This is a genomic window from Pseudoalteromonas sp. TB64 (assembly GCF_000498095.1).
In the GTDB taxonomy this organism is placed as follows: domain Bacteria; phylum Pseudomonadota; class Gammaproteobacteria; order Enterobacterales; family Alteromonadaceae; genus Pseudoalteromonas.
Genome location: NZ_AUTQ01000262.1, coordinates 1 through 24,612, shown reverse-complemented (window position 1 = coordinate 24,612; position 24,612 = coordinate 1). Strand labels below are relative to the sequence as shown.

General features: G+C 37.7%; 20 protein-coding genes. 13 read left to right on the top strand and 7 right to left on the bottom strand.

Features of this window, described 5'->3' with window-relative positions; all coding sequences use genetic code 11:
- Positions 1-55 precede the first annotated feature (55 nt).
- From L647_RS0121855 to L647_RS0121845, 3 genes are read right to left on the bottom strand one after another with little or no spacing between them, the layout of a single operon-like run.
- Positions 56-3,091, bottom strand: coding sequence for a TonB-dependent receptor (locus tag L647_RS0121855; RefSeq protein ID WP_024612901.1), 3,036 nt, complete (start codon positions 3,089-3,091; stop codon positions 56-58).
- 9 nt (positions 3,092-3,100) lie between these two features.
- Positions 3,101-4,177, bottom strand: coding sequence for a FecR domain-containing protein (locus tag L647_RS0121850; RefSeq protein WP_024612900.1), 1,077 nt, complete (start codon positions 4,175-4,177; stop codon positions 3,101-3,103).
- The gene (locus tag L647_RS0121845; protein WP_024612899.1) at positions 4,174-4,749 is read right to left on the bottom strand and encodes an RNA polymerase sigma factor; all 576 of its coding nucleotides are present in this window, start codon (positions 4,747-4,749) and stop codon (positions 4,174-4,176) included. Before L647_RS0121845 ends, L647_RS0121850 begins: the two co-directional genes overlap by 4 nt.
- 109 nt (positions 4,750-4,858) lie before the next feature.
- On the opposite strand from L647_RS0121845, the gene L647_RS0121840 reads away from it, so the two are divergent.
- Positions 4,859-5,374: a DUF2937 family protein gene (locus L647_RS0121840; RefSeq protein WP_024612898.1), complete on the top strand. Its 516-nt coding sequence runs from the start codon at positions 4,859-4,861 to the stop codon at positions 5,372-5,374.
- Here the strand turns inward: L647_RS0121840 and L647_RS0121835 are convergent.
- Positions 5,364-6,245 carry a LysR family transcriptional regulator gene (locus tag L647_RS0121835; RefSeq protein ID WP_024612897.1) on the bottom strand — a complete coding sequence of 294 codons (882 nt, stop codon included), beginning with the start codon at positions 6,243-6,245 and terminating at the stop codon, positions 5,364-5,366. The genes L647_RS0121840 and L647_RS0121835 overlap by 11 nt on opposite strands.
- 122 nt (positions 6,246-6,367) lie before the next feature.
- Between L647_RS0121835 and L647_RS0121830 the strand changes: the two genes are divergently transcribed.
- The 8 genes from L647_RS0121830 to L647_RS0121795 all read left to right on the top strand — a co-directional run bounded on the left by L647_RS0121830 (position 6,368) and on the right by L647_RS0121795 (position 15,669).
- Positions 6,368-7,018 carry a peroxiredoxin-like family protein gene (locus L647_RS0121830; protein WP_024612896.1) on the top strand — a complete coding sequence of 217 codons (651 nt, stop codon included), beginning with the start codon at positions 6,368-6,370 and terminating at the stop codon, positions 7,016-7,018.
- On the top strand, positions 7,018-7,785 hold the full coding sequence (locus L647_RS0121825) for a haloacid dehalogenase type II (RefSeq protein ID WP_024612895.1): 768 nt from the start codon (positions 7,018-7,020) through the stop codon (positions 7,783-7,785). The genes L647_RS0121830 and L647_RS0121825 overlap by 1 nt, the downstream gene beginning before the upstream one ends.
- A 387-nt stretch (positions 7,786-8,172) precedes the next feature.
- A complete protein-coding gene (locus L647_RS0121820; RefSeq protein WP_024612894.1) occupies positions 8,173-8,766 on the top strand; it encodes a hypothetical protein in 594 nt (197 codons plus the stop codon).
- Between the two features lie 210 nt (positions 8,767-8,976).
- Complete coding sequence (locus L647_RS0121815; RefSeq protein WP_024612893.1) at positions 8,977-10,029, top strand: agmatine deiminase family protein; 1,053 nt, start codon at positions 8,977-8,979, stop codon at positions 10,027-10,029.
- Positions 10,029-10,922, top strand: coding sequence for a carbon-nitrogen hydrolase (locus L647_RS0121810; RefSeq protein WP_024612892.1), 894 nt, complete (start codon positions 10,029-10,031; stop codon positions 10,920-10,922). The genes L647_RS0121815 and L647_RS0121810 overlap by 1 nt, the downstream gene beginning before the upstream one ends.
- Positions 10,923-11,089: 167 nt before the next feature.
- Positions 11,090-14,563 carry a transcription-repair coupling factor gene (gene mfd / locus L647_RS0121805; protein ID WP_024612891.1) on the top strand — a complete coding sequence of 1,158 codons (3,474 nt, stop codon included), beginning with the start codon at positions 11,090-11,092 and terminating at the stop codon, positions 14,561-14,563.
- On the top strand, positions 14,563-15,399 hold the full coding sequence (locus L647_RS0121800; protein WP_024612890.1) for a peptidoglycan binding protein CsiV: 837 nt from the start codon (positions 14,563-14,565) through the stop codon (positions 15,397-15,399). The genes mfd and L647_RS0121800 overlap by 1 nt, the downstream gene beginning before the upstream one ends.
- An 18-nt stretch (positions 15,400-15,417) precedes the next feature.
- A complete protein-coding gene (locus L647_RS0121795) occupies positions 15,418-15,669 on the top strand; it encodes a lipoprotein (protein WP_024612889.1) in 252 nt (83 codons plus the stop codon).
- Between the two features lie 78 nt (positions 15,670-15,747).
- Here the strand turns inward: L647_RS0121795 and L647_RS0121790 are convergent, their stop codons facing one another.
- From L647_RS0121790 to L647_RS0121780, 3 genes are all read right to left on the bottom strand, one after another.
- On the bottom strand, positions 15,748-17,100 hold the full coding sequence (locus L647_RS0121790) for a hypothetical protein (protein WP_024612888.1): 1,353 nt from the start codon (positions 17,098-17,100) through the stop codon (positions 15,748-15,750).
- Between the two features lie 104 nt (positions 17,101-17,204).
- Positions 17,205-19,655 carry a TonB-dependent receptor gene (locus L647_RS0121785; RefSeq protein WP_024612887.1) on the bottom strand — a complete coding sequence of 817 codons (2,451 nt, stop codon included), beginning with the start codon at positions 19,653-19,655 and terminating at the stop codon, positions 17,205-17,207.
- A 1,107-nt stretch (positions 19,656-20,762) separates the two neighbouring features.
- Positions 20,763-21,188, bottom strand: a complete 426-nt coding sequence (locus L647_RS0121780) for a hypothetical protein (protein ID WP_024612886.1) — start codon at positions 21,186-21,188, stop codon at positions 20,763-20,765.
- 341 nt (positions 21,189-21,529) lie between these two features.
- On the opposite strand from L647_RS0121780, the gene ccoN reads away from it, so the two are divergent.
- The 4 genes from ccoN to L647_RS0121760 all read left to right on the top strand — a co-directional run.
- Complete coding sequence (ccoN, locus tag L647_RS0121775; RefSeq protein WP_024594372.1) at positions 21,530-22,963, top strand: cytochrome-c oxidase, cbb3-type subunit I; 1,434 nt, start codon at positions 21,530-21,532, stop codon at positions 22,961-22,963.
- A 12-nt stretch (positions 22,964-22,975) separates the two neighbouring features.
- Entirely contained in the window at positions 22,976-23,650 is a 675-nt protein-coding gene (gene ccoO / locus L647_RS0121770; RefSeq protein WP_010554062.1) for a cytochrome-c oxidase, cbb3-type subunit II, read from the top strand.
- 6 nt (positions 23,651-23,656) lie between these two features.
- Positions 23,657-23,842: a cbb3-type cytochrome c oxidase subunit 3 gene (locus tag L647_RS0121765; protein WP_010554061.1), complete on the top strand. Its 186-nt coding sequence runs from the start codon at positions 23,657-23,659 to the stop codon at positions 23,840-23,842.
- On the top strand, positions 23,839-24,612 hold a 774-nt coding region (locus tag L647_RS0121760; protein WP_024612885.1), incomplete at its 3' end, for a cbb3-type cytochrome c oxidase N-terminal domain-containing protein. The genes L647_RS0121765 and L647_RS0121760, both read left to right, overlap by 4 nt.

Genomic DNA, 24,612 nt, shown 5'->3' with positions numbered 1-24,612 from the left:
TAAACAAAGGGCCTTACGGCCCTTTAACTATAAATAACAATAGGGAGTGTTATCTTTAAAAACGGTATTCTGCGCCTACATAGTAATAAGCACCATTAAATCCAAATGGAGCTGAGCGACGAGAGTATTCAAACACGCCAGAGCTACTTACCACTGTATTGCCATTAGCATCTACAATTGTGCCCGAGCGAGAGTTACCAATTTCATTCTTATCTGGGTAAACATCAAACAAGTTGTTTGCACCAATATTTACAGATAAATTTTCAGTTACAAAATAATTAACTTTTACATCAGTTAAAATTTCTGCTGAATAAGTTTGGCTGCCACCATCTTCAACTGTGTATTCACCAAAGCGATTAAGCGATAAATTAACCGTCCAGTCTTCATTTTGGTAAAGCGCACTTAAGTTAATGCGATCTTCAGGCTGCCATTCTTCAATGATTGAAATTTCTTGGTCTGAGAATACATCTTCAACTGGCACAGTTTCTAAACCTGAACCTGATGGTGTAAATAATGAAACAACATCAGTTTTAGTAAAGTTAGCTGCTAATGTAAAATCAAGCGTGCCACCTAAGCCTTCAGTATTCCATGTTGCTACAAAATCAACACCGCGAGTTTCTGTATCAGCTCCATTTAAGAAAAATTGACCAGCTCCTGCACCTGAGCTAACTAATGCAGCATCTAAGCTTGAAGATAAACCTTTACCTAAACGGTTACTTATAACTATACGGTCGTCGATATCTATTGAGTAGTAATCAACCGTTACGTTAATGTTATCTGTAACGTTATAAACAATACCTAAACTGCGGTTTTGCGATTTTTCTTCTTTAAGTTTTGGAATACCTAAACTTTGCGCAAGTGCTGAGTCATTTCTAAAAGTACCTACTTCTTCAGCTACTAACGTGCCATCTGGACCAATAACAAACTGTGTACTTATGTTGTTAAAGTACAATTGCTGCATTGAAGGCGCTCTAAAACCTGAACTTAACGCACCACGTAATGAAACGGCATCCGTTATTGACCAGTTACCAGCAAGTTTAAAGTTGACTGTATCGCCAAAACCTTTGTAATTATCGTAGCGTAATGCACCTGATAAAATTACATCATCAATTACATAGGCTTCTGCGTCTAAGTAAAACGAAATTACATCTCGCGACTCATCAACCGACGATGCTGGCGATGAACCACCAAAACCTTGCGTTCCACCCGACGCATCTTCAGAGCCTATTCCGCCGCTTAAACCATCGTATATGCTCACACCATTGTTAGTATCGTAATCACGGTATGCGTATTCATTACCCTCTAAAATGCGGTATTCATCAGTACGTATTTCAGCACCCATCGCTAAAGAGTAATCATCAAAGTTTTGAGTAAAATCAATATTGAGTGTTTGTAGTGATAATTCCATACCGTAAGCATATGCTTCACGTGGGATCGTTGCGCGAATATCAGCGGCACTTAAACCTTGATCGTAACGTAAAAAGTTAGCATAAGAAGCATTGATAGTGTCACTTGTTGTGTAATCAATACTGTTTTCGCCGTAAGTATAAGAAATATCTAAACTAGCGTCGTTATCAAACTCAGTTTTATAACCAAAGTTATAAGAGATATCGTCGATAGTCGTATTAATTTTTGGTAAGAAACCTAGCGGAATAGTTGCGTCGTTATCTTGTAAAACAGAGTTACCATCTGCATTTGCATTATGGCGGAAAAATGCTGCCGATTCATTATCACGTGTAGAGTAAGTAATGAAACCATAAAGCTCGCCATCACCTAATTGGTAACCCGTATTCACAACTAAACCAAATTGTTGTGAGTCTGCATCACCAATTCTAAAAGTGTCTCTATCTGCTGTAAGTTCGCGAGGGTCACCGGCTAATAAAGTACCATCGCTAAGTTCTGTACAACCATAAAACTGACACGAACCATGTACACCGGCACGATTTGTTGGCGCTCGGTCGCGATAATTAAGTGTTACATTTACATATCCGTCGTCGCCTAAAGCAAGACCTTTGTTAAAATCTAGGTTAACAGTTTCGCCATCGCCTTCAGAATATTGCCCGTAATTTATAGCGGCTTTACCACCTTCACTACCATCTTTAAGTACAATATTAATTACACCAGCAATTGCATCCGAACCATACTGCGCAGCAGCACCGTCGCGTAATACTTCAATACGTTTAATTGCAGAAGCTGGAATTGCATTCATATCGGTACCCGCAGTACCACGACCTACCGATGAGTTAATATGAATAATACTTGCTTGGTGACGACGTTTACCGTTGATCAGCACTAAGGTTTGATCTGGACCTAAACCACGAAGTGTCGCAGGTCTTAATGCATCAGTACCATCACTAATAGCTGAACTTGAAAAGTTAAAAGAAGGGGCAATAGCCTGTAACATGCGACCCACTTCTGTCTGGCCTGTATTTTCAAGTGCTTCTGCACTCAAAATATCTACTGGAACGGGTAAATCTTCAACTGAACGACCCGCTACACGACTACCTATGATAGCAATTTTTTCAATTTTTTCTTGAGCAACATCTTCTGCTGCATTTACGCCTTGCGAATTTGCTGCAAGTAACGCTGGTAATATAGCTGCACTGACCGCTGAAAGCTTAATCATGTTGTTATCATTCCTGTTGATTTGTTTGAGTTTTATACTCAGTAAACCATCTTGATCAACAACCGCATCGAGTTGGGTCCCACTTAACAATGCCTGTAAGGCATCTAACTGGGTGTAAAATCCATAAACCGAATTTGCATCGTACTGCTTTGCTAACTCATAAGAAAACATCACGGTTTGCTCTGTTTGTTTAGCAAATTCAATTAAGGCTTTATCTGCTCGCTGCGCTTTGATATCAAATTGCACCATTTGCCCAGTGGTTTGTGTAGCTGCTTGTACACTTAAGCTCAAAAAAGCCGGTACAAGCACACTAAAGCCACTCAATAAATGCGTTTGGTTACTGCGCAACTTATACAAACAGGTGGCAAACAAAAATCCTCTATAGTTTTGTTTCTTTTTTTTAATGTTTTTTTTACTTACAGTCTTTATTGGTGCAACTTTATCTAACATTTGCTTAATTTGCATAACTGCTACTTATGATTCTGTATGGTGTTTAAGACTGACTACGTATTCACCTAAACGCTCATGATCAATTGAAAAGTTTGTTTGTAAACTCTCAAGTAATCCTTCAACGTCACCTGCTTTAAATACTCCCGCAACTTTAATACTGCCAAGCTCTGCAGATGAAAGCTCAAAACGTGTTGAGGTATAGCGGCTAACTTCATTTAATGCATCACTTAGCTCTTCACCATTAAAAATAAGCATGCCGTTTTGCCATGCTAAATCTCGTTGTACATCGTCAACAGATAACTGAGTAATTGGTTTAGTAATGCTTTTTTGAATAATGATTTTTTCGCCTGAGGTAACAATGTTTGCGTTAATTTTTCGAATTTTTTGTGTGCTGTTATTAGCAAGTTGATAGGCTTTAAAATCATTAGCATCTACAGCAACACTTGGATCGGTAACCATAACTTTACCTTCAGTTACTACCAGCTCTAAATCTGAAGAGGTATTGCGTTGAACATTAAATACAGTGCCTAAAGCCGTAAAGCTCTTATCGCCAGCCATAACACTAAACGGGCGGGTAGCATCTTTTGCAACATTAAATCGCCCTTCACCTTTGCTTAAAAGTAATTGCCTACGTCCTTTGCTGTATGCGACCTCTAATAAACTATTGGTATTTAACTGAACAATAGTGCCATCAGGTAATACGTATGTGGCTTGCTCGCCTACTTTCGTTTTATAAATTTTAGTGTAATTAATCTTTGCTAACTCTTGGCTGTAACCACTTTCTAAATTAATGAGTAAATAGCTGCACACCATTAACGCAGCAAATAAACTCGCTGCTATTGAATACGAAAATACCCAGTTAGTTTTTTGTGGCGCGGTACTGCGATGAGGAAATAAACTACTTAATTCATTTAATACCGACAGCTCATCCCATAAATGGGCTAGCTCGTATACGGCATCTTGATGAGCCGTACTTTGCATCATCCATAATTTAAATTGCTCTTTTTCGTCATCATTAAGTCCGCGATCAATCGCACTTATCCAATCACAGGCTTTTTCTAAGATTAAGTCTTTTGAGGTAAACTGATGCACATTACTCATTTTGCTACCCTCTGAGTAGACAGCGGTTGCAGTGACGTTGGAATATTATCGCTATGCGCATTAATATTCCGGTCATGCTCTCGCATATACAATATTGTTTGTAATAATCCTTTGGCAATGTGTTTTTCAACAGTACTTTGACTTAGCTGCATTTGTTCTGCTATTTCTTTTTGACTCATGCCATATACTTTTTTTAGTATAAAACACTTTCGAATTGATGAGCTTAATTGCTCTGTTGCTTTGCAAAAAAGTAAAAAGCGTTCTTTTGAAGTGTATTCATCTTCTAATTGCATTGATTTAAGCAACGTGGGTAATTCACTGTCGTGCTCTAAAGACTCGCTAAATTTGTTATCCCATTTTGCAATGTGATTTAGCGCTAAATGTTTAGCTGTTTTGAGCATGTAACTACGCGTAAATTGAATATCTTGCTTTAAATCAGCTTCATAGCTTTTTATAAACGTTTCTTGCACTATGTCTTCTACATCATCGGGTTGTACAATACGTGATACAAAACGTTTAAGTTGACTTGAAACATCAACAAATGTTGACGTGAAACTTACTTTTTTCGTCATCCTTAACACCCACCTGTTATTGTTTGTATGGTCGTTAGATTACGAGTTTTAAGCATAAAAACCAAGCTCAGATGTTAACATTAGGTAATTTAAATAAATGAGAAGATATATGAGTAAACTTTTAGACTACATAAGGCTTAGCTTTTTTGCATGTGGTTTACTACTTGGTGTACAAATACCTGCTTTTGTTAGCAATTTTGGACAAGCGCTCAACGCACATTTAGTTGAGGCAAATACGGCAATTGCACCATTTAAAAAAGATGCAGCTCAATACTTTAATAATGATTTGAGTAAACTCATTAAACATTACCAAAATTTAGGTGATGATATAGTTGGTAAAGGTGGGAATCATATAAATACGCTTTTTAAACGCCAACAAAACCTACAACAAGCAGTAAATGAATTTACCCAATCCCCATATTTATTTACTTTATCGAGTGATCTTACAAACATAAAACAACAAGTTTGGCTTCATTTTGAAGGTCAAATAATACTTAAAGAAGACTCTATTACGGCCGCTATTATTGCTGCCATTTTAATAGCAATGCTTGCTGAACTTTGTGGGTTTTTATTACTTGTTGGCTTTAAACGTGGCTACAAAAAACTGTTAAAAATTAAGGAATAAATAAAGACTTCATAAAATCGTAAAACACGTCAGTTTTTCGTGTTGTTAAGCTGTTCTGTGGTCGTAAAAACCATACCGGTGCATCACTTTGTGCCATTACACCTGGCATTACTTCTATTAAAGTACCATTTTTAATGTCTTCATGAATTGCTATCATTGATTTAATTGCAATACCATGACCAGCAATCGCGGCTTGAGTCATGTTGTCTGAATTAGAAATAGTAAATCGTGTTCTCGCGTTAAACGTATGTATTTTACCTTGTTCATCAAAAAGCTTTAATTGCCTTTGCCACGGTAAACATACCCAGTAATGGTCGCTCAATTGCGTTAAGTTTTTAGGCATCCCATATTTTTCTATATAGCTAGGAGCTGCGCAAAGTATACGGCTATTGTTAACTATTTTTCGCGAAAGCAAACCTGAATCATTTAGTTGCCCAACTCGAATTGCCACGTCTTGTGCATCATCAACTACATTTACAAAATGATCGGTTATTAAAAAATCCAGTTTTAACTCAGGATAATTTTGCTCAAATTCAGTTAACTTTGGCATTACATATTTTGAAAAAACCCAAGGTGGCATTGTTACTCTTAACAAACCACTAACAGACGAACTGCGCGCACCAATAATGTGTTCAGCGTCGTGTAGTGCCTCAATAATAGCCCCCACTCGCGTGTAAAAAATCTCTCCTGCCGGCGATAAACGTACTCTGCGGCTATCTCTAAAAACTAAAACAGTAGACAATTCACGCTCTAATTTACTTAGCCGATGGCTTACTGTTGCAGGTGATAAGCGTTGCTCACGCGCTGCAGCAAGTACCCCCTTATTTTCGACTACCGCTATAAACGTTTCTAAATCACTCAAGTTATACATAATAATGCCAATATATACTTTTCAATGTTTAACATTTTCGAATGAAGCTTTCACTTTTGCAATGTTTATTTAAATAACTAAAACACTATACTCAAACGCAGTTCAATTATTGAGGTTTTATCATGAGTTTAAAAGCGCAAATAGATGCGTACAATGTTGAAAAAGACGCCAAGTTACCGGCTGATGTTTTAGCACTAATGAACACGACAAACGAAGAACTGATTGCACAGCATATTAAAGATAACGCTTTGCAAATTGGTCAAAAAGTAGAGAACTTTAGCTTAGCTAATCACAACGGCGAAAACGTTGAGCTTGAAGATTTACTTAAAAAAGGCCCGGTAATTGTTAGCTTTTACCGTGGTGGTTGGTGTCCATATTGTAATTTAGAGCTAAAAGCCCTGAACGATTATTTACCTCAATTTAAAGCTCAAAACGCACAGTTAGTAGCGGTATCACCACAATTACCTGACGAAACGCTATCTACAGCACAAAAGAATGAACTTGAATTTGATGTTCTTTCAGATGTAAGCAATAAAGTAGCAGAGCAATTTGGCTTATTATTTACGCTAGATGAGCGTATTCAAGCTTTGTATACTAAGTTTGGTATTGATTTTGAACATTACTACGGTGATAAAAGTTATAAACTTCCGTTACCGGCTACCTACGTAATTAATCAAGATAGCATTATTACCTACGCATTTTTAAGCGAAGACTACACATTACGCGCAGAACCTATTGATATAATGACAGCACTTGAATCGGAGAATAGTTAATGTCTATTTTAAAATCGTTAAAAACAATCACACTTTCACTTCTTGTAGGTACTAGCCTTGTATCAGGCTATGCAATAGCTGATGAAGCACAAGAACAAGCAAAACCTAAAGTACTTATTTTTGATGTAAACGAAACTCTACTTGATTTAACGTCAATGCGTACCTCGATTGGTAAAGCACTTGGCGGACGTGAAGACTTATTACCATTGTGGTTTTCAACTATGTTACATCATTCGCTTGTAGATACTGTAACAGGTGATTACCACGATTTTGGTCAAATTGGTGTTGCTTCTCTTGCAATGGTTGCTAAAAACAACAATATCAAAATTACTAATGAGCAAGCTAAAACAGCTATTGTTACTCCACTTTTAACACTTCCGCCACATAGCGATGTTAAAGAAGGCTTGGCTAAACTTAAAGCACAAGGCTATAAATTAGTTAGCCTTACAAACTCTTCAAACAAAGGTGTACAAGCACAGTTTGAAAGCGCTGGTTTAACATCGTACTTTGATGCGCGTTACAGTATTGAAGATATTAAAATTTATAAACCGGATCTACGTGCTTACGAGTGGGTACTTAAAAAGCTAAATGTAAAACCAAGTGAAGCAATGATGGTAGCGGCGCACGGTTGGGATGTAGCTGGTGCTAAACAAGCTGGTTTACAAACGACCTTTATTGCACGCCCTGGTAAAGCACTTTACCCATTAGCAAAAAAACCAGATCATGTAGTAAAAGACTTATTTGAACTAGCTGAAATACTTAAATAATACCAATCAGCCTACGTTAGTAGCTAAGTATTTAAATTAATATGCGAGCGGTTAATGTTAAAACAACATTAGCCGCTTTTTTATGTGCAATAACATCATCGTAAGTAATACTTTAAGCATTATTTACGGTAAAACTACACGCTAGTAATTTAGTATCGAGAGCGCTACTATTAAATAATCTGGGCTCTGGATAATAAATCTATCTCAAGCAGCTATTTCCAGCGTTAACTGCGTTAATATACTTGCAATAGCCTCGCTATTAACACGTAAATTCACCTCGTTCTCACTGAAAACATTTAGCGAGAGAAAAAATTAAATATCCTTCTAGTTAATATGTTAGTAAACATCTTAAACAAAGTTCAGGTTAAATACGTTGTGGAGAGTGTAATGAAAAGTCAAAGATTAGGTGAGTTTGAACAATACTTTCAAATTGATGAAAGTATTAGAGTTAATTTATTTACTGTCAACAATAAGCAAGTTCCTAAGTCGCAACTCGAACTTGAAGACGACATTCCCCCTTTATTTAAATTAGCTAACGAAGTAAGTGAATTAGAGCAAAGCTCTTTGCGTCCACTTCGTAATTTAGGCGATATGGCACAAGAGTTAGCGGCTTTTTTACAGGCACAATCTCGTAAAATTGATTTAATAATGAGCCATATTTTAGCCTCAGAGCAAGCACAAGATAATCATATTCAATGTGACAGTTACGGTGGCGGCGGNCCCGACGTACACTCTATTGGTCAAGCGTTTAGAACCAAACTGTTTTTACATAACGAAGCCTCTGCAGTGTATTGTTATACCGAAGTGGTCGCTGTTGAAAAAATAGATAATGAACATTACCAATACACATTATTGTTTGTTGCAATAAGAGATAGCGATCAAGAACTTATAGTAAGAGCTAGTTTACACGCACAAACTCGTCAGCTAAAAAAACGCCAAGAGCTTGAGTTACCATCAAATAAAGAAAACGAAGATAAATAAAAAATATTTACAATAATTACTTAAAGCGCTTTATAAATTGGCTTAAAACCGATTAATAATGCATTCACTGTTTTAGCTATAGAGCCTTTACTACTTGGAGTAAGGCAATTTCTTAATTGCTTTTAATTCCAACTAAAGTACGTATTTTGAAGTGGCTTGGGTATATTTGAAATGCTAAACTAGCATCATCTTAATTTGTATAAAAAATCCATGAACTTTAGACTTTTACCAGAATGGGCTGAGCAAGATGCAATTATGCTAACTTGGCCACATAAAGACACCGACTGGGCTGATAATTTAGCTCGTGTTGAGCCTGTTTACATTGAACTTGCTAAACATATCACCGCGCAACAGCAACTTGTTGTTGTGGCTCATAATGAACTTTTAAAAACGTATATTATTTCGCTATTAAATAAAGCTGAAATTAATTTAGAGCGTGTTCATTTTGTAGTTACGCCAACAAATGATACGTGGGCTCGAGATCATGGTCCACTTACTTGCTCTGCACTTGATAATGCAGACCAGCTAAAAATTTATGACTTTACCTTTAATGGTTGGGGCAATAAGTTTGAAAGTAAGCTTGATAATCAAATAAATCACACTTTAGTAAAAGCACTTAGTGATAAAAAAAATCAATATCAAGCGCTTGACCTTGTACTTGAAGGTGGTGGCGTTGAAATAAACGAGCATGGTGTATTACTTACAACCAGCGAATGTTTGCTTAATAAAAACCGTAATCCTAATTTAAGCCCAAATGACATAGAGACACTTTTAAAAAGTCATTTAGGAGCAACACACTTTTTATGGGTTGATCACGGTTATTTAGCTGGCGATGATACTGACAGCCACATTGATACATTAGTGCGCTTTGCCCCAAACAATACGCTTGTGTATGTTAAATGCGATGATAAGAGCGATGAGCATTACAACGCGCTTAACGCGATGGAAAAGCAGCTTCAAAGCTTTAAAACAGCTGATAACACCCCATATAGTTTAATTGAATTACCTTGGCCTAAAGCAGTTTACGACAATGAACAAACTCGTTTACCTGCCACATATGCTAACTACTTAATTATTAATAACACTGTACTTGTACCAATTTACGCTGATGCAAACGACGAACTCGCTCTAGCACAGGTTCAAAAAGCGTACCCTAAGCACAATATAGTAGGTGTTAATTGTTTGCCAATTATTGAACAGTTTGGCAGTTTGCACTGTATTACAATGCAGTTACCTCGTGGATTTTTAGCTGGAGCAGCATAATGACAAGCCCTGAAAAATTAACTGTTGCCTTAGTGCAACAAAGCAATAGCACTAGTGCCGAGCAAAATATAGCAAAGTCTGTTGCCGGTATTCGTGAAGCTGCCGATAAAGGCGCCAAGTTAGTTGTATTACAAGAATTACATCGTAGTTTGTATTTTTGCCAAACAGAAGATGTCGATGTTTTTGATTTAGCTGAAACAATTCCAGGTCCAAGCAGTAACGCATTAGGCGAACTAGCTAAAGAACTAAACATTGTTATAGTTGCATCACTTTTTGAAAAACGCGCGACAGGTCTTTATCACAATACTGCTGTAGTACTTGAAAAAGACGGCAGTATTGCTGGAAAATACCGAAAAATGCATATTCCTGACGACCCTGGCTTTTATGAAAAGTTTTATTTTACCCCTGGTGATATAGGTTTTGAGCCTATACAGACCTCTGTAGGTAAATTGGGCGTATTAGTATGTTGGGATCAATGGTTTCCTGAAGCAGCTCGATTAATGGCAATGGCTGGCGCTGAAATACTAATTTACCCAACCGCTATTGGTTGGGATCCTAACGACGACATTGCTGAGCAAACTCGTCAAAAAGACGCATGGGTTATTTCACAGCGTGCGCATGCTGTTGCCAATGGCGTACCAGTAATTAGTTGTAACCGAGTAGGTCATGAAAATGACCCAAGTACTCAAAGCGATGGCATTGCGTTTTGGGGAAATTCTTTCATTGCAGGCCCTCAAGGTGAAATGCTTGGCGAAGCAAATAACACTAATGAGCAAGTTTTAGTGGTAGAAATTGATCAAAAACGCTCAGAAAACGTAAGACGTATCTGGCCGTTCTTACGTGACCGACGAATTGATCACTATAAAGACTTAACAAAAATATACCGCGACTAAGTAATCTGAACTCTAGATAATAAATCTATCTCTAGCAGCTATTTTAGTGCTAAAGAAAAATAAATTTAAATATCGTTATGGCTCAATACTTAGTAAATCTCTTAAACCGATTGCAGGTGAAATAATATAATTGGCTCTTTTGAGCCAATTTATAAATGGAGTAATAAATGGCGTTTGAGCAATGGGCAGCCTTGCCTTGGGTAAAATCTCAAAAAGATAAAATTCAGTGGGGGCAGCTTAACGGAAGTGGTTTAAGTATTGCGATTGCTGAGGGTGTAAAAAAACAAGAAAACTTGGTGTTAATAGTCACCCCCGACACGCCAAGCGCACTGCGCCTAGAAACCGAATTAGAATATTTATTACCTGATAATCCAGTAATGATATTTCCTGATTGGGAAACTTTACCGTACGATCATTTTTCTCCGCATCAAGATATTATTTCAGCAAGATTAGCGACATTAAACACCTTAAAAAACGAACAAAAAAGCGTGTTAATTGTACCTGTATCAACCTTAATGTTGCGCACCGCCCCTGCTTCTTTTATTTATGGCTCAACTATTAATTTTAAGGTTGGTGATAAACTTGATACACATAATTTTCGTCAAAACTTAGAGCAAGCTGGCTATTTAAATGTTCAGCAAGTAATGGAGCACGGCGAATACGCAATTCGTGGCTCTATTGTTGATTTATTTCCTATGGGAAGCCCGCATCCATTCAGGCTCGACTTCTTTGATGATGAACTCGATACTATTCGCCTGTTTGATGTAGAAACGCAGCGCTCTGATGAAAAAGTAGATAAAATTGAACTACTTCCAGCCCACGAGTTTCCAACCAACGAAGCCGATATTGAACGCTTTAGAATAAGTTACCGTGAAAAGTTTGGTGCAAGTTCTCAGCAAGACTCTGTTTACATGCAAGTCAGTAAAGGTAACTGGCCCGCTGGTATTGAATATTATATGCCGCTGTTTTTTGAAAAATTAGCGACTATTTTTGATTACCTGCCGGATTCAACAACGGTTATGCATTTAGGTGATTTAGAGCATGCTGCTGATAACTTTTGGCACGATGTAAATGTACGTTATGAAAATCGTCGTGTTGACCCACTTCGTCCATTATTAGAACCCAATGCGCTTTACCAACCTATTGACGAGTTGTTTTCTAATTTAGGGCACTTTGCACGTATTCGCCTGTCGCTTGCAAAACTTGGTACTAAAGCCGGTAATAAAAACTTAAACGTAACAGAATTACCCGTTATTCGTATTGATCATAAGCAACATGAACCCTACGGCGCATTTATAAGTTATGTGGCAGAACAAAAAAAGAAAAAAGGCCGTATTTTATTAAGTGTTGAATCAGATGGACGCCGCGAATCTTTACTGAGTATATTAAAGCCTAGCGGATTAAAATTTAAAGAATTTGAAACGCTTGAACAATTTACAAAAAGTGAGAGTGATGTAGGTTTAATTGTAAGCCCACTTGAACAAAGCGTAGTACTTGGCACTAAACCAAGCTTATCGATAATTACCGAACAAGAACTGTTAGGTATTAAAGTATCTCAGCGAAGACGACGTAAGCACAAATACGAAGCCAGCCAAGATGCGCTTATTCGTAATTTAGCTGAGCTTAAAGAAGGTCAGCCTATTGTACATCTGGATCATGGTGTTGGTCGTTATCAAGGTTTACAAACCATTGATGCTGCTGGTGTAATTACCGAGTTTGTTACAATAATTTATGCAAACGAATCAAAACTGTATGTGCCTGTATCTGCACTTCATATGCTTAGCCGTTACTCTGGCGGCGAAGAAGCAAGCGCACCACTGCATAAATTAGGTTCAGATGCATGGGATAAAGCAAAAAAACGTGCGGCTGAAAAAGTGCGCGATGTTGCTGCTGAGCTACTTGATATTTACGCACAGCGCCAAGCAAAACCAGGTAATAAATTTGCACTTGATGCTCAAGCCTATCGTCAATTTAGTGATAGTTTTCCGTTTGAAGAAACAGATGATCAACGCAATGCCATAGAAGCCGTGTTAGGCGATATGCAATCTAAACAAGCAATGGATCGCTTAGTGTGTGGCGATGTAGGTTTTGGTAAAACAGAAGTGGCTATGCGTGCAGCCTTTGTTGCTGTAAACGACAACAAGCAAGTCGCTATTTTAGTGCCAACTACCCTACTTGCTCAACAGCATTTTGAAAACTTTAAAGACCGCTTTGCTGACTTTCCAATTGAAGTAGGTGTACTTTCGCGTTTTAACTCAACTAAAGAGCAAAAAGACACGCTTGATAGAATGGCTGACGGTAAACTCGATATTGTTATTGGTACACATAAACTTATTCAGCAAAACATAAATTTTCGCGACTTAGGTTTACTTATTGTTGATGAAGAACATCGCTTTGGTGTGCGTCAAAAAGAAAAAATTAAATCACTGCGTGCAGATGTAGATATACTTACATTAACCGCAACTCCAATACCAAGAACACTAAATATGGCTATGAGTGGCATGCGGGACCTATCAATCATTGCAACCCCGCCTGCTAAACGCTTAGCCGTTAAAACGTTTGTACGTCAACGTGATGCCGATCTAATCCGCGAAGCAGTACTGCGTGAAATTAAACGTGGTGGTCAAGTATACTTTTTGCATAACAATGTCGAAACCATTGAGCGCGTAGCGCAAGAAATTAGTGAATGGGTTCCAGAAGCTAATGTAACAAGTGCTCATGGACAAATGCGCGAGCGTGAGCTTGAGCAAATTATGACTGATTTTTATCACCAAAAATATAATGTATTAGTGTGTACAACAATTATAGAAACTGGCATAGATGTACCCACTGCTAACACTATTATAATGGATAGAGCCGATAAGCTAGGGCTTGCTCAACTGCATCAGTTACGAGGACGCGTTGGTCGAAGCCATCATCAAGCTTATGCTTATTTATTAACTGGTGATCCTAAGTCACTCTCAAAAGATGCGAGTAAGCGTTTACAAGCAATAGAATCGTTAGAAGATTTAGGCGCAGGTTTTGCACTTGCTACTCACGATTTAGAGATTCGTGGTGCGGGTGAATTATTAGGTGATGATCAGTCAGGACAAATGCACACTATTGGTTTTAGTTTATACATGGAAATGCTCGAACAAGCCGTAAAAGCACTACGTGAAGGAAAAGAACCAACACTTGAAAACTTACTCCAAAAACAAACCGAAGTAGATTTAAAACTACCGGCTCTGTTACCTGATGATTATATTCATGATGTTAATGCGCGTTTAGGAATGTACAAGCGTGTTGCTAGTTGTGCTAGTCTTGATGATATGGATGAGCTACAGGTAGAGTTAATAGACCGCTTTGGTTTATTACCTGATGCAGCTAAAAACTTATTTAGCTTGCAGCAATTAAAAATGCAGGCAAGTAATTTAGGCATAACAAAAATTGAAGCAAACCCTAAAGGTGGTTACTTTGAGTTTAGTCAAGACACTAAGGTTAATCCTAGCTTCATTATTGGTTTGATACAAAGTGCGCCTCGTGTTTATAAAATGGATGGCGCAAATAAATTGCGCTTCGTTATTAGTGAAGCTAATGCTCGCGAACGCTTGAAAATGGTCACTGCAATGATTGCAGATTTCGAAAAAAAGGTTAGTCATTAATGTTGCTTAAAAAATCGCTTATTGTTCTATGCTGCTTATTTAGCAGTACTGCTTTGGCTGAGCGTTGGTTTGAAGTGGAAGTGTTAGTATATAAGCAACGACCTGCTCCGTATCTACAAGAAGACTTTAGCCTTAAACATGATGTTATTGAAGATAAAAACACGTTAGATTTACTAACACCTCTTTATACTGAGGAAGCTAAAGAAGCCTGCATCAACGGCGATACACGTTTTCAAAAACACTCATTTACCGACTCTTTAGTTAATGCCAATCCACGCTCAGGTATTTGTAACGACAGCACTGATTATATGCAAAGTTACGATGAATTACCGGTTATTCCACTTGCACCTTCACAGCAAGGTATGAGTGAAGCTTATTTACTATCGCCTAATCAGCTTAAGTTTAATGCCCAGCGCAAAGCGCTTGATAGAAAGGGGCTAACCCCTATTTTGCATACTGGCTGGCGATTTGAGGGACAAAGTAAGTCACGCGCACCAAGCGTACACTTAATTGCTGGCAAGCATATTAAAAATGATACGAATAATATACCAAGCTATACAAATCCTGATTTTGTAAGTTTACTTAATTCAAAACCTGAATTATTTATAGACCCTGATCAACCAACTGTTAATTGGGAGCTTGATGGATTATTTAAAATTCACTTGCGTCATTATTTATATATAACTGCTGACTTCGATATTAGTCAAAAACTTGAAAATGGTGATATAGAATCAGCCCGTTTCTCACAGTTTAGACGCGTAATTAGCGGCGAAGTACATTATTTTGATCACCCTCGTATGGGTATGATTGTTCAAATAAGAAAATTTAATCACTAATACCAATAGGATATAACAATGAAAAAACTCCTGATCATCGCAGCAACATTAAGTCTTGCAGCTTGCTCAAAAGTAAACTTAGAGAACTACGAAAAAGTTAAAATTGGTATGGACAAAACTGAAGTTGAAACAATTTTAGGTAGTGCTGATAACTGTGTAGAAAAAACCTTACATACAAACTGTGTTTGGGGCGATGAAGCTAAAAATATCGAAATCACTTTAGTATCAGATAAAGTAACTTTATACAGTAAGCATGGTTTAACCAAGTAATTTGATCTGTAAGTAACCTATTCAAAGATGGGTTACTATTACAAAAAAGGGGGATAGATTTTAATCTATCCCCCTTTTTTATTTATTAGAATAAATAAGCTCAATATTAACGATTTTACTACGGTTTAATGTAATTTTATAACGCTGATATAATTTTTTATCGTCTTCTGTTAATACTAAAACCATATTTAGTTGGTAACGCCTTTCAACGGCTTGCTTAGATATTTTGTTACTATCAAGGTGATATAACTTACCCTCACCACGTTTTAAATAACGAGCAAACGGCGCAAGGCTAAATTGTAGATTATGTTGTAGGGTATCGTAACCAGGTAAAAACTCTTTTGCTGTTACGCGAGTTTCACTTGCAAAATGAAGCCATTGCGCTGCTTGCTTATTTTGATGGCGTCTTTTTGAAAAAATAGATTTAACTTCTTTCGGTATTTTTTTAAACCGCGTGTATTCAAGCCAAATGAATTGGCTCGCTATTTTATCTTTCGTAATACTATTTTTGAACGTAAATCGCCATTTAGGTCGCCCTTGCACAATTGCGCGCCAGATAACTCGCGTTATATCCTCTTTAAATATTTCACGTAATCCGTAAATAACCCCTAAAATTAAAATTAGGGTGGCTGTAACCTCGGTAAAACTTGAGCGGGCATTTAATATTACCAACATCACAAAAGCCATTATAACGGCTGTTACAGTGCCTTTAACTAAACGCTTAAGATAGCTATTCAAAAAGCGAGTTTGTCTCTGTAGTATAACCCCATGCTCAATTAAACGTTGTAACAAGCGCATTTTATTTGTTATTCGATTAGCGTCTTGTATGGTGGTTTCTGAATTGTAATTTTTGTCGCCACGATAGGTATTTTCATTTTTGCAAAACTGCAGTAAATCGTTACGTTCTTTTGCAAAGTCACTACTGCGCGGACCTTCATCTAAAAGCTTTAAAAATGACTGCTCAACATGCCAACTTAAATAGTTGTCAGCATTAGTAAAAAATGGGAGTAATTTTTCATCATCAGGTGTATAGCGGCGTAATTTTTTTAGTAACCCTTCACTTTGTTCATATACTTCATTTGCACGCTTAAAAAAGTCTTCAGCCTCATCAATTTTTAACGCATCTTTTATATCTGCATCGAGTGCTAAACGTACTTGATAGCAAAATAAATTCAGGTTCTGCCTGTAATCTTGTTGCTCGCCTTTGTTTTTACTAACAAAACGACTTCGCACTAAAGGCAAATGTATGTTGTTGGCGTTATAGGCTAAATGCGATTTGAAGTGGTTATTGAAATAAGATTCTTCAGTGAGCGTTTGCGGATTAATTCCCATTTCGTTCGGAATCGAAAAATACAGGTCAATACGCTGCTCAGAGCGAGGATTTAGCTCTGGTTCAATGACAAAAGATAAGTTTTCGTCTTGTTTTAACAATCAGTTCTCCTTCTAATATTCTTCTTAAGTGTACTTGCCTCCTACGTTTTGTTCAATAAAAAAGGCCCAGTAAATACTGAGCCTTAATAAGATTAATGTACTAATTAAAACTTATAGTTAACACTTGCAAATACACGTGAACCAATTACATCATAAACTTCTGGAACAGTACCCATATCGTTACCGCCTAATACTTCTTCAGGCTCTTTATCAAATATGTTGTTCATACCACCCGTTAATCTTAATGCATCATTCAAGTTATAGCTCATTGAAATATCATGATAAATAACGTTGTCAGTGCTAAAGTTTTCACCGTAGTAATCACCATCCATACCACGAAGGAATCGTGCGTTATAAAGAACATTTAATGAATCAGTGATATCGTAATTAACTGAAAGATTTGACTTTATTTTTGAGTAACCACCGATGTTTCCATCAATAGTACCTGTGTAATTAATGTCATCTTCTTCAAATTTAATTAAATACGTTGTATCAAGGTTTATACGGTAGTTATCAGCAGTGTAGCTAATATTCCAATCAACACCTGATGTTTTTTGAGAACCTACGTTAGTAAGTGCTGAGCTCAAGTTAGATAAATCACCTGCCTGCGTGATATTAACTGATGAACATGATTCTGCATCACCTGCAAAACAGTTATTCATTTCGTTTTGAACATCTAAACGCGTAATAGCATTCGTGATATCAAACTTCCAGTAATCTAAAGTACTTGATAGACCATCAGCTACTTCCCAAACCATACCGAAAGTAAATGAACGACTTTCTTCTGCTTGTAAATCGTTATCACTTGTATAGTTTACAAGTATTTGAGCATCTTGCTCATTGCCCCATGGATCAGCTAGGTAATCGTAAGAACCTGAGTTACCACCAAACAATTCAGCTACGTTAGGTGCTCTAAAGCCTGTTGCTAGTACAGAACGTACCATAAACTCATCAGTTACGTTCCACGTTGCGCCAAGCTTCCACGTTGTTTCGCCACCAAAAGTAGAGTAATTATCGTAGCGAGCTGCACCTTCTAAAGTAACGGTCTCAAATACTGGCATAGATGTTTCAAAGTAAACAGATTGTACTGAATAATCACCTTCAGTTGGATCCTGTTGTGCAGCTGTACTTTCACCCGCTTGAGTAATTAAATCCGGTGTGTAGTAACCGCTTTCAAAACGATTCTCAATACCGATAGCGTAACCAATATCACTTTCTGTCACTGCGCTGTAACCAGCTGAAAGGATAAACTGCTCGTTACCACCTTCGTTTGACTCAGTGTAAATTGAATCATTAGATGTTAATAAGCTACGATCTAGAGAATCACCGCTAAACCAAAGAGCTTGGTTTGCATAAATGCTTTCTTCAACTCGACTTGCATTAATTGAGTTTTGAACTGAATCTTTTGAGTCATTACGACCGTAAGTTGCACTTACATCCCAGCTTGCATCGTTATCTAATAAACCTTGTAATGCAACAGATACACGGTAAGTGTCAGTTTTTTGCTCATAAATACGAGGACCAGCATCAACCATTCTTCTTCTGTACTCTAAAGAGTCATCAAGAAGACCTGTGTCTGCATCGCGAAAGCTTTCAGTGTAAATTGAATCTAGGCTAGAAGTAGTTAAATCAATACTTGCTGGTTGTGGTGCAAGTTGCTGATTAGATTCACGGCGCGTGTACATCAAATCAACGTTAAAAGTAGTATCTGAATCTAACTCTTTATCATAGCTAGTAAATAAGCTGTATAACTCATTAGGAGTTTGAGCGTAGCTTGATGTTGTGAAATCGTAAGATGTCGTTCTATCTTCAAAAACGCCATTACCTTGGTAAGTTTTGCCATTAAGTGTTCCTTCAGGAATGAATGATGATTCACCTGGTGCAACAAATGTGCGGTCTGATTGAATTACTTCACCACGGTTTGAGTACTGAGCACCTATTACAAGGTTACCATCAGCAATGTTCATTCCATGTAATAAGCTAACGCCGTAGTTATTGCCGTCACCTTTTGTAGTGCGACTGCCTTCAACATTAAGCTCTGAACCTTCAAAATCTTTCTTTGTAATAATGTTTACAACACCGGCAATGGCGTCAGAACCATATACTGCAGATGCACCATCTTTTAAGATTTCAATAGATTTGATCATTGCTACAGGAATGGTATTTAAATCAACAGACGAATCTGCACCAGTACCTGAAGAAACCATACGACGACCGTTTAGTAGTACTAACGTACGTTGTGAACCCATACCACGTAAGTTTACTGTTGCTGAACCGTCAGAACCATTATTACTTGAAGCGCCTAGGCTAATACCTGCCGCTGATGGCTGAGTTGAAAGAATGTCAGCAACCGATGTGAAACCACTTTTTGCGATAAAGTCATCACCAATAACCGTAATTGGGCTAGCAGATTCCATATCAGTACGATTAATACGTGAACCTGTTACCTGAATTTTTTCAATAGATTGTGCCGCTTCGTCAGCAGCGAGAACTTGCACACTTGAGAACATTGGGATTGCCGCGATTACAGCCAAACCAAGAGTTGATTTTTTCATGAATAGACCCTACTTGTTGGAAATTTACCTTTATTGGTAATGCTCACTTTTTATAAGAATTGTGAGTCAGGAGGGCAAGTTAGGCTCACTTAACTGAACGAAAACTTAACGAGCGGTTGATTTATGTCATCAACAAAAACGAAACAACCGTTATAGGTACAAAGGTTACCACTTGTTTCAGTGTTAATTAATAAATACATCGTATATTCATGACATTAAGATTAATTTGATACATATTAAAAACAGATGAAATCAAACTAGTACAGTTTGTGATTAAATGTAATTAATCGAACGTTGTACCAAATTTAGAAAAATTAACAACTTAATCACAGCGCATTATTAAAACCGTAAAACAAAATGTTAATTACTAACCATGTTTATTCATTAATACCGCTTAAATAGTCTGTTTTAACTGATTCTATGATTTTTATAGGGTGCTTTTTTGTTCAGTGAGGATTAAATATACACATTTTAAACCCTTGTAAATAAGCTCCATTAGACCTGCCGGACTGTGTTTATCTTTCAAGGTTAAATTTACGGGCGTGTTTTAATTTTTAGGCAGGCGAAGCCTATGCGTCATCACCTTTTATAAAGTTATTCCTTATAAATAGGAAATGACGGCGCAAAAAAGGTTAAACAAGCGTTGCCCGCAACCTCTAGGTGCAATTAACTATTTGGTGCTTAAATATAAAGTGAGGGACAAGCGTGAGCAGAATACATGCGCTTTGTTAGATTTTTCATGGGCGTAGCCAGTAGAGTAAGCATAAGAAGTTACCAAGCCTACTAAGATACAAATATCACGCTGCACCTTCCTTCTAAATTGAGAGTCAACACGCCCAAATATAAAAAGTAGTTTTAAGCAGTTAATATGACACGTAAGCGTTATCGCGGTATAAAATCATCTGTGTACTTTATCGCTAACTTTAGGCAAATGCTTTAATTTGAATGAAACGTTTTTATTAGCAGCTTTTATAAGCCATTTTTATCAAAAAATGACACCGCTTAAAATAACAACCTAAAAATACAGTGATCGAACCCAAAAGCCTGCCGTACAAATTTATGATATTAAAACTAGCAAAGGCGGATGAGCTTTATTAAGTTGGGTTTTTAATACGTTACGTAAAAATAATAGCTATGTACTTGCTCAAATTTGCTTACTTCGTCAATTATTGTGAGCTCTAAATTCCAAAGCATATTATTTTCGGAGCAAATCCCAACCATAGTGTCGCTTTGCCAAATATTACCCTGCTTTTTAAACTGCTGGGGAATGTAACCCATGTACATAGTGATACCTTTTAATTTAGCATCAGAAATATGTAATCCTTTTGGTAAATCGCTAAAGATTGTAAACGGCGTTTCGGGTGAAAGCGTCTGATTACTTAACCATACTTTAACACCGCTTGAAAAAGTGCATGGTAAATTAGGCTTACATTGTGTATTTTTAAGCAGTTGAGTGTCGTCATTTTTGTAAAAATCACATGCTGTTAATATAAAAATCAGCATCACAAATAAACTTAACCTATATATAAACATAACAATTGCGCCATAAATAAAAGCAAATACTAATAATCGAGACTATAAATAACAAGTGCAAGTGTTACGATTAGAGCAAATTAGGCACAAACTGTATCAAAAAATAAACAACAAGCTCACAAAGTTTGATTGATGTCATAATATTATGTAATTGACCTATCTTTTTTAGGCCAAAAAATTTATCATTTCACCCGCAAAAATTAAGGGTTTCTCGAGTTTGTTTTCTGAAGCATTCATGCTTTGAACATTTTAGGCAACAAACTTGTGAAGTAATAGTAGGCCCCACTTTTTAAAGTGGGTAATTCATTTCTAAACGCATTTATTGCAGCGGAAGCCAGAAAATGAGCCAAACAGTAGCATCACAAACTGAGTATAACTATAAAGTTGTACGCCAATTCGCTATTATGACAGTGATTTGGGGCATCGTTGGCATGAGTATTGGGGTTCTGATTGCTGCCCAATTAGCTTGGCCAGCACTTAACTTTGATACACCATGGTTAACTTACTCTCGACTACGTCCGTTACACACGAACGCAGTAATTTTCGCATTTGGTACCAGTGCACTTTTTGCGACGTCTTATTACGTCGTACAACGTACTTGTCAAACGCGTCTTTTCTCAGACAAACTCGCCGCCTTTTCATTTTGGGGCTGGCAGCTAGTTATCGTATTAGCAGTAATAACGCTACCTTTAGGTATTACTAGCTCAAAAGAATATGCAGAACTTGAATGGCCAATCGATATTTTAATCGCTGTGGTTTGGATTGTTTACGCCGTTGTATTTTTTGGTACTTTAATTAAGCGTAAAGTGTCGCACATTTATGTTGCTAACTGGTTCTACGCTGGCTTTATTATTACTGTTGCAGTGCTTCATATTGTAAACAGCATGGCAGTGCCTGTGTCGTTAACTAAATCATACTCAATCTATGCTGGTGCGGTAGATGCGATGGTTCAGTGGTGGTACGGTCATAACGCTGTAGGTTTCCTACTTACTGCTGGTTTCTTGGGTATGATGTATTACTTTGTACCAAAACAAGCAGGTCGTCCAGTGTACTCATACCGTTTATCGGTAGTTCACTTTTGGGCGCTAATTTCATTATATATCTGGGCAGGTCCTCATCACCTTCACTACACAGCGCTTCCTGATTGGACGCAAAGTTTAGGTATGGTTATGTCTATTATCCTATTCGTACCGTCTTGGGGTGGTATGATCAACGGTATTATGACGCTATCTGGTGCGTGGCATAAACTACGTACAGACCCAGTATTACGTTTCTTAGTTGTTTCATTGTCTTTCTACGGTATGTCTACGTTTGAAGGTCCTATGATGGCAATTAAATCTGTAAATGCGTTATCTCACTACACAGATTGGACAATCGGTCACGTACACTCAGGTGCACTAGGTTGGGTTGCTATGATTTCAATTGGTGCTATTTACCACTTAATTCCTGCGTTATTCGCGCAAGGTCGTATGTATAGCGTTAAATTGGTTAATACCCACTTCTGGTTACACACTGTAGGTGTAGTTTTATACATCGTTGCAATGTGGATTTCAGGTGTAATGCAAGGTCTAATGTGGCGCGCAGTAAATGCTGACGGTACATTGATGTACAGCTTTGTGCAGTCTTTAGAAGCGTCGCATCCTTTCTATATCATGCGCTTTGTAGGCGGTGTATTCATCGTAACAGGTATGTTAGTTATGGCTTATAACGTTTACCGCACTATTTCAGCTGAGAAAGAATCTCTGAAACTAGACGCGCAAGCACAATTAGCATAACGGAGTGAGATGATGAGCAAGAAAAATTCACAAAACAAACATGAAATAGTAGAAAAGAACGTTGGCCTTATGGCTATTCTGACTGTTTTTGCTATTAGCTTCGGCGCGTTAGTTGAGATCACTCCGCTAATGTTTCAAGACGATACAACTAAACCAGTAGAGGGTTTACGCCCTCTTAACGCTTTAGAAATGGAAGGCCGTGATCTTTACGTGCGTGAAGGTTGTTCTAACTGTCACTCACAAATGATTCGTCCTTTTCGTGATGAAGTTGAGCGTTATGGTCACTACTCTGTAGCAGGCGAATCAGTATGGGATCATCCGTTTTTATGGGGTTCTAAACGTACTGGTCCTGACTTGGCTCGTGTTGGTAAGCGCTACTCGGACGATTGGCATTATGCTCACTTAGTTGATCCACGTGCTGTGGTTCCTGAGTCAAACATGCCAGGCTTTCCTTGGTTAGCAGAGAATACGGTTGATACAAGCCTTACTCTGAAAAAACTACAACTTTTCCGTGATACTTTTGCTATTAACCCAGAAAACCCAAAACATCCGGGTTTAGGTTATGGCGATGATGCAGAGCTTCAAGCAGATGTTGATAAAGTTAATGCTATGAATGATGGCAAAGGCGCAACAGAAATCCAAGCTCTCATCGCGTATTTACAGCAACTTGGTACCCACTTGAAGTAAAAAATTATGGATTACGGAACATACAGAGGCATTTTAACTCTGGTAATTTTAGTATTGTTTATTGTGATTGTTGCATGGGCATATAGCAAGCGAAGCAAAACTCGTTTTGACAGCGCTGCTAATGCCATTTTTGAAGATGAAAAAAAACATGACAACACGCTCTCTAACGAGGAAAAGGAGTCTGAAAAATGACTAGCTTTTGGAGTATTTGGGTTATTGTATTAACCCTTGCATGCTTATGCATCATCTTTGGCCTATTAGTTTGGAACTTAAAAAACTACGCAGGCGTAAAAGAAGGTGAAAGCTGTGGACATGAATTTGACGGCATTGAAGAGCTAAATAATCCACTACCAAAATGGTGGACTTACATGTTTTTCGCGACTTTTGTTTGGGCTGTATATTATCTAGCAGCTTACCCAGGTTTAGGTAACTGGGAAGGTTTAGGTAAATGGACTAGTTCTAATCAAGGTATTACGTCTTTAGCTGAATCTAAAAAAGCAGTTGCAGAGGCAAAAGCTGATGGTCGCTTTGTAAAACTTGATAAAGAGTACGAAGTTGCAGAAGAACGCTTTGGTCCTATTTTTAATAAACTTGCACAAGTACCCGTTTTAGATTTAGTTAACTCTAAATTTGAAGGTGATGCAGCGCAGCAAGTAGCGCTTGATAGTGGTAATAAACATGAGCAAACAGATGGTCAAGTAGCCATTGAAATTGGTCAGCGTTTATTTTCACAAAACTGTGCGCAATGTCATGGCTCTGATGCACGTGGTGGTACCGGCTTCCCTAACCTAACTGATAAAGATTGGTTATATGGCGGAACACCTGACAAAATTAAAGAAACACTTCTTTATGGTCGTATTGCAGCAATGCCAGCTTGGGGTCCTGCTCTTGGCGAACAAGGCGTTAAAGAAATGACAGCACATGTGCTGAGCCTTTCTGGCCGTACTGTTAACCAAAAAGAT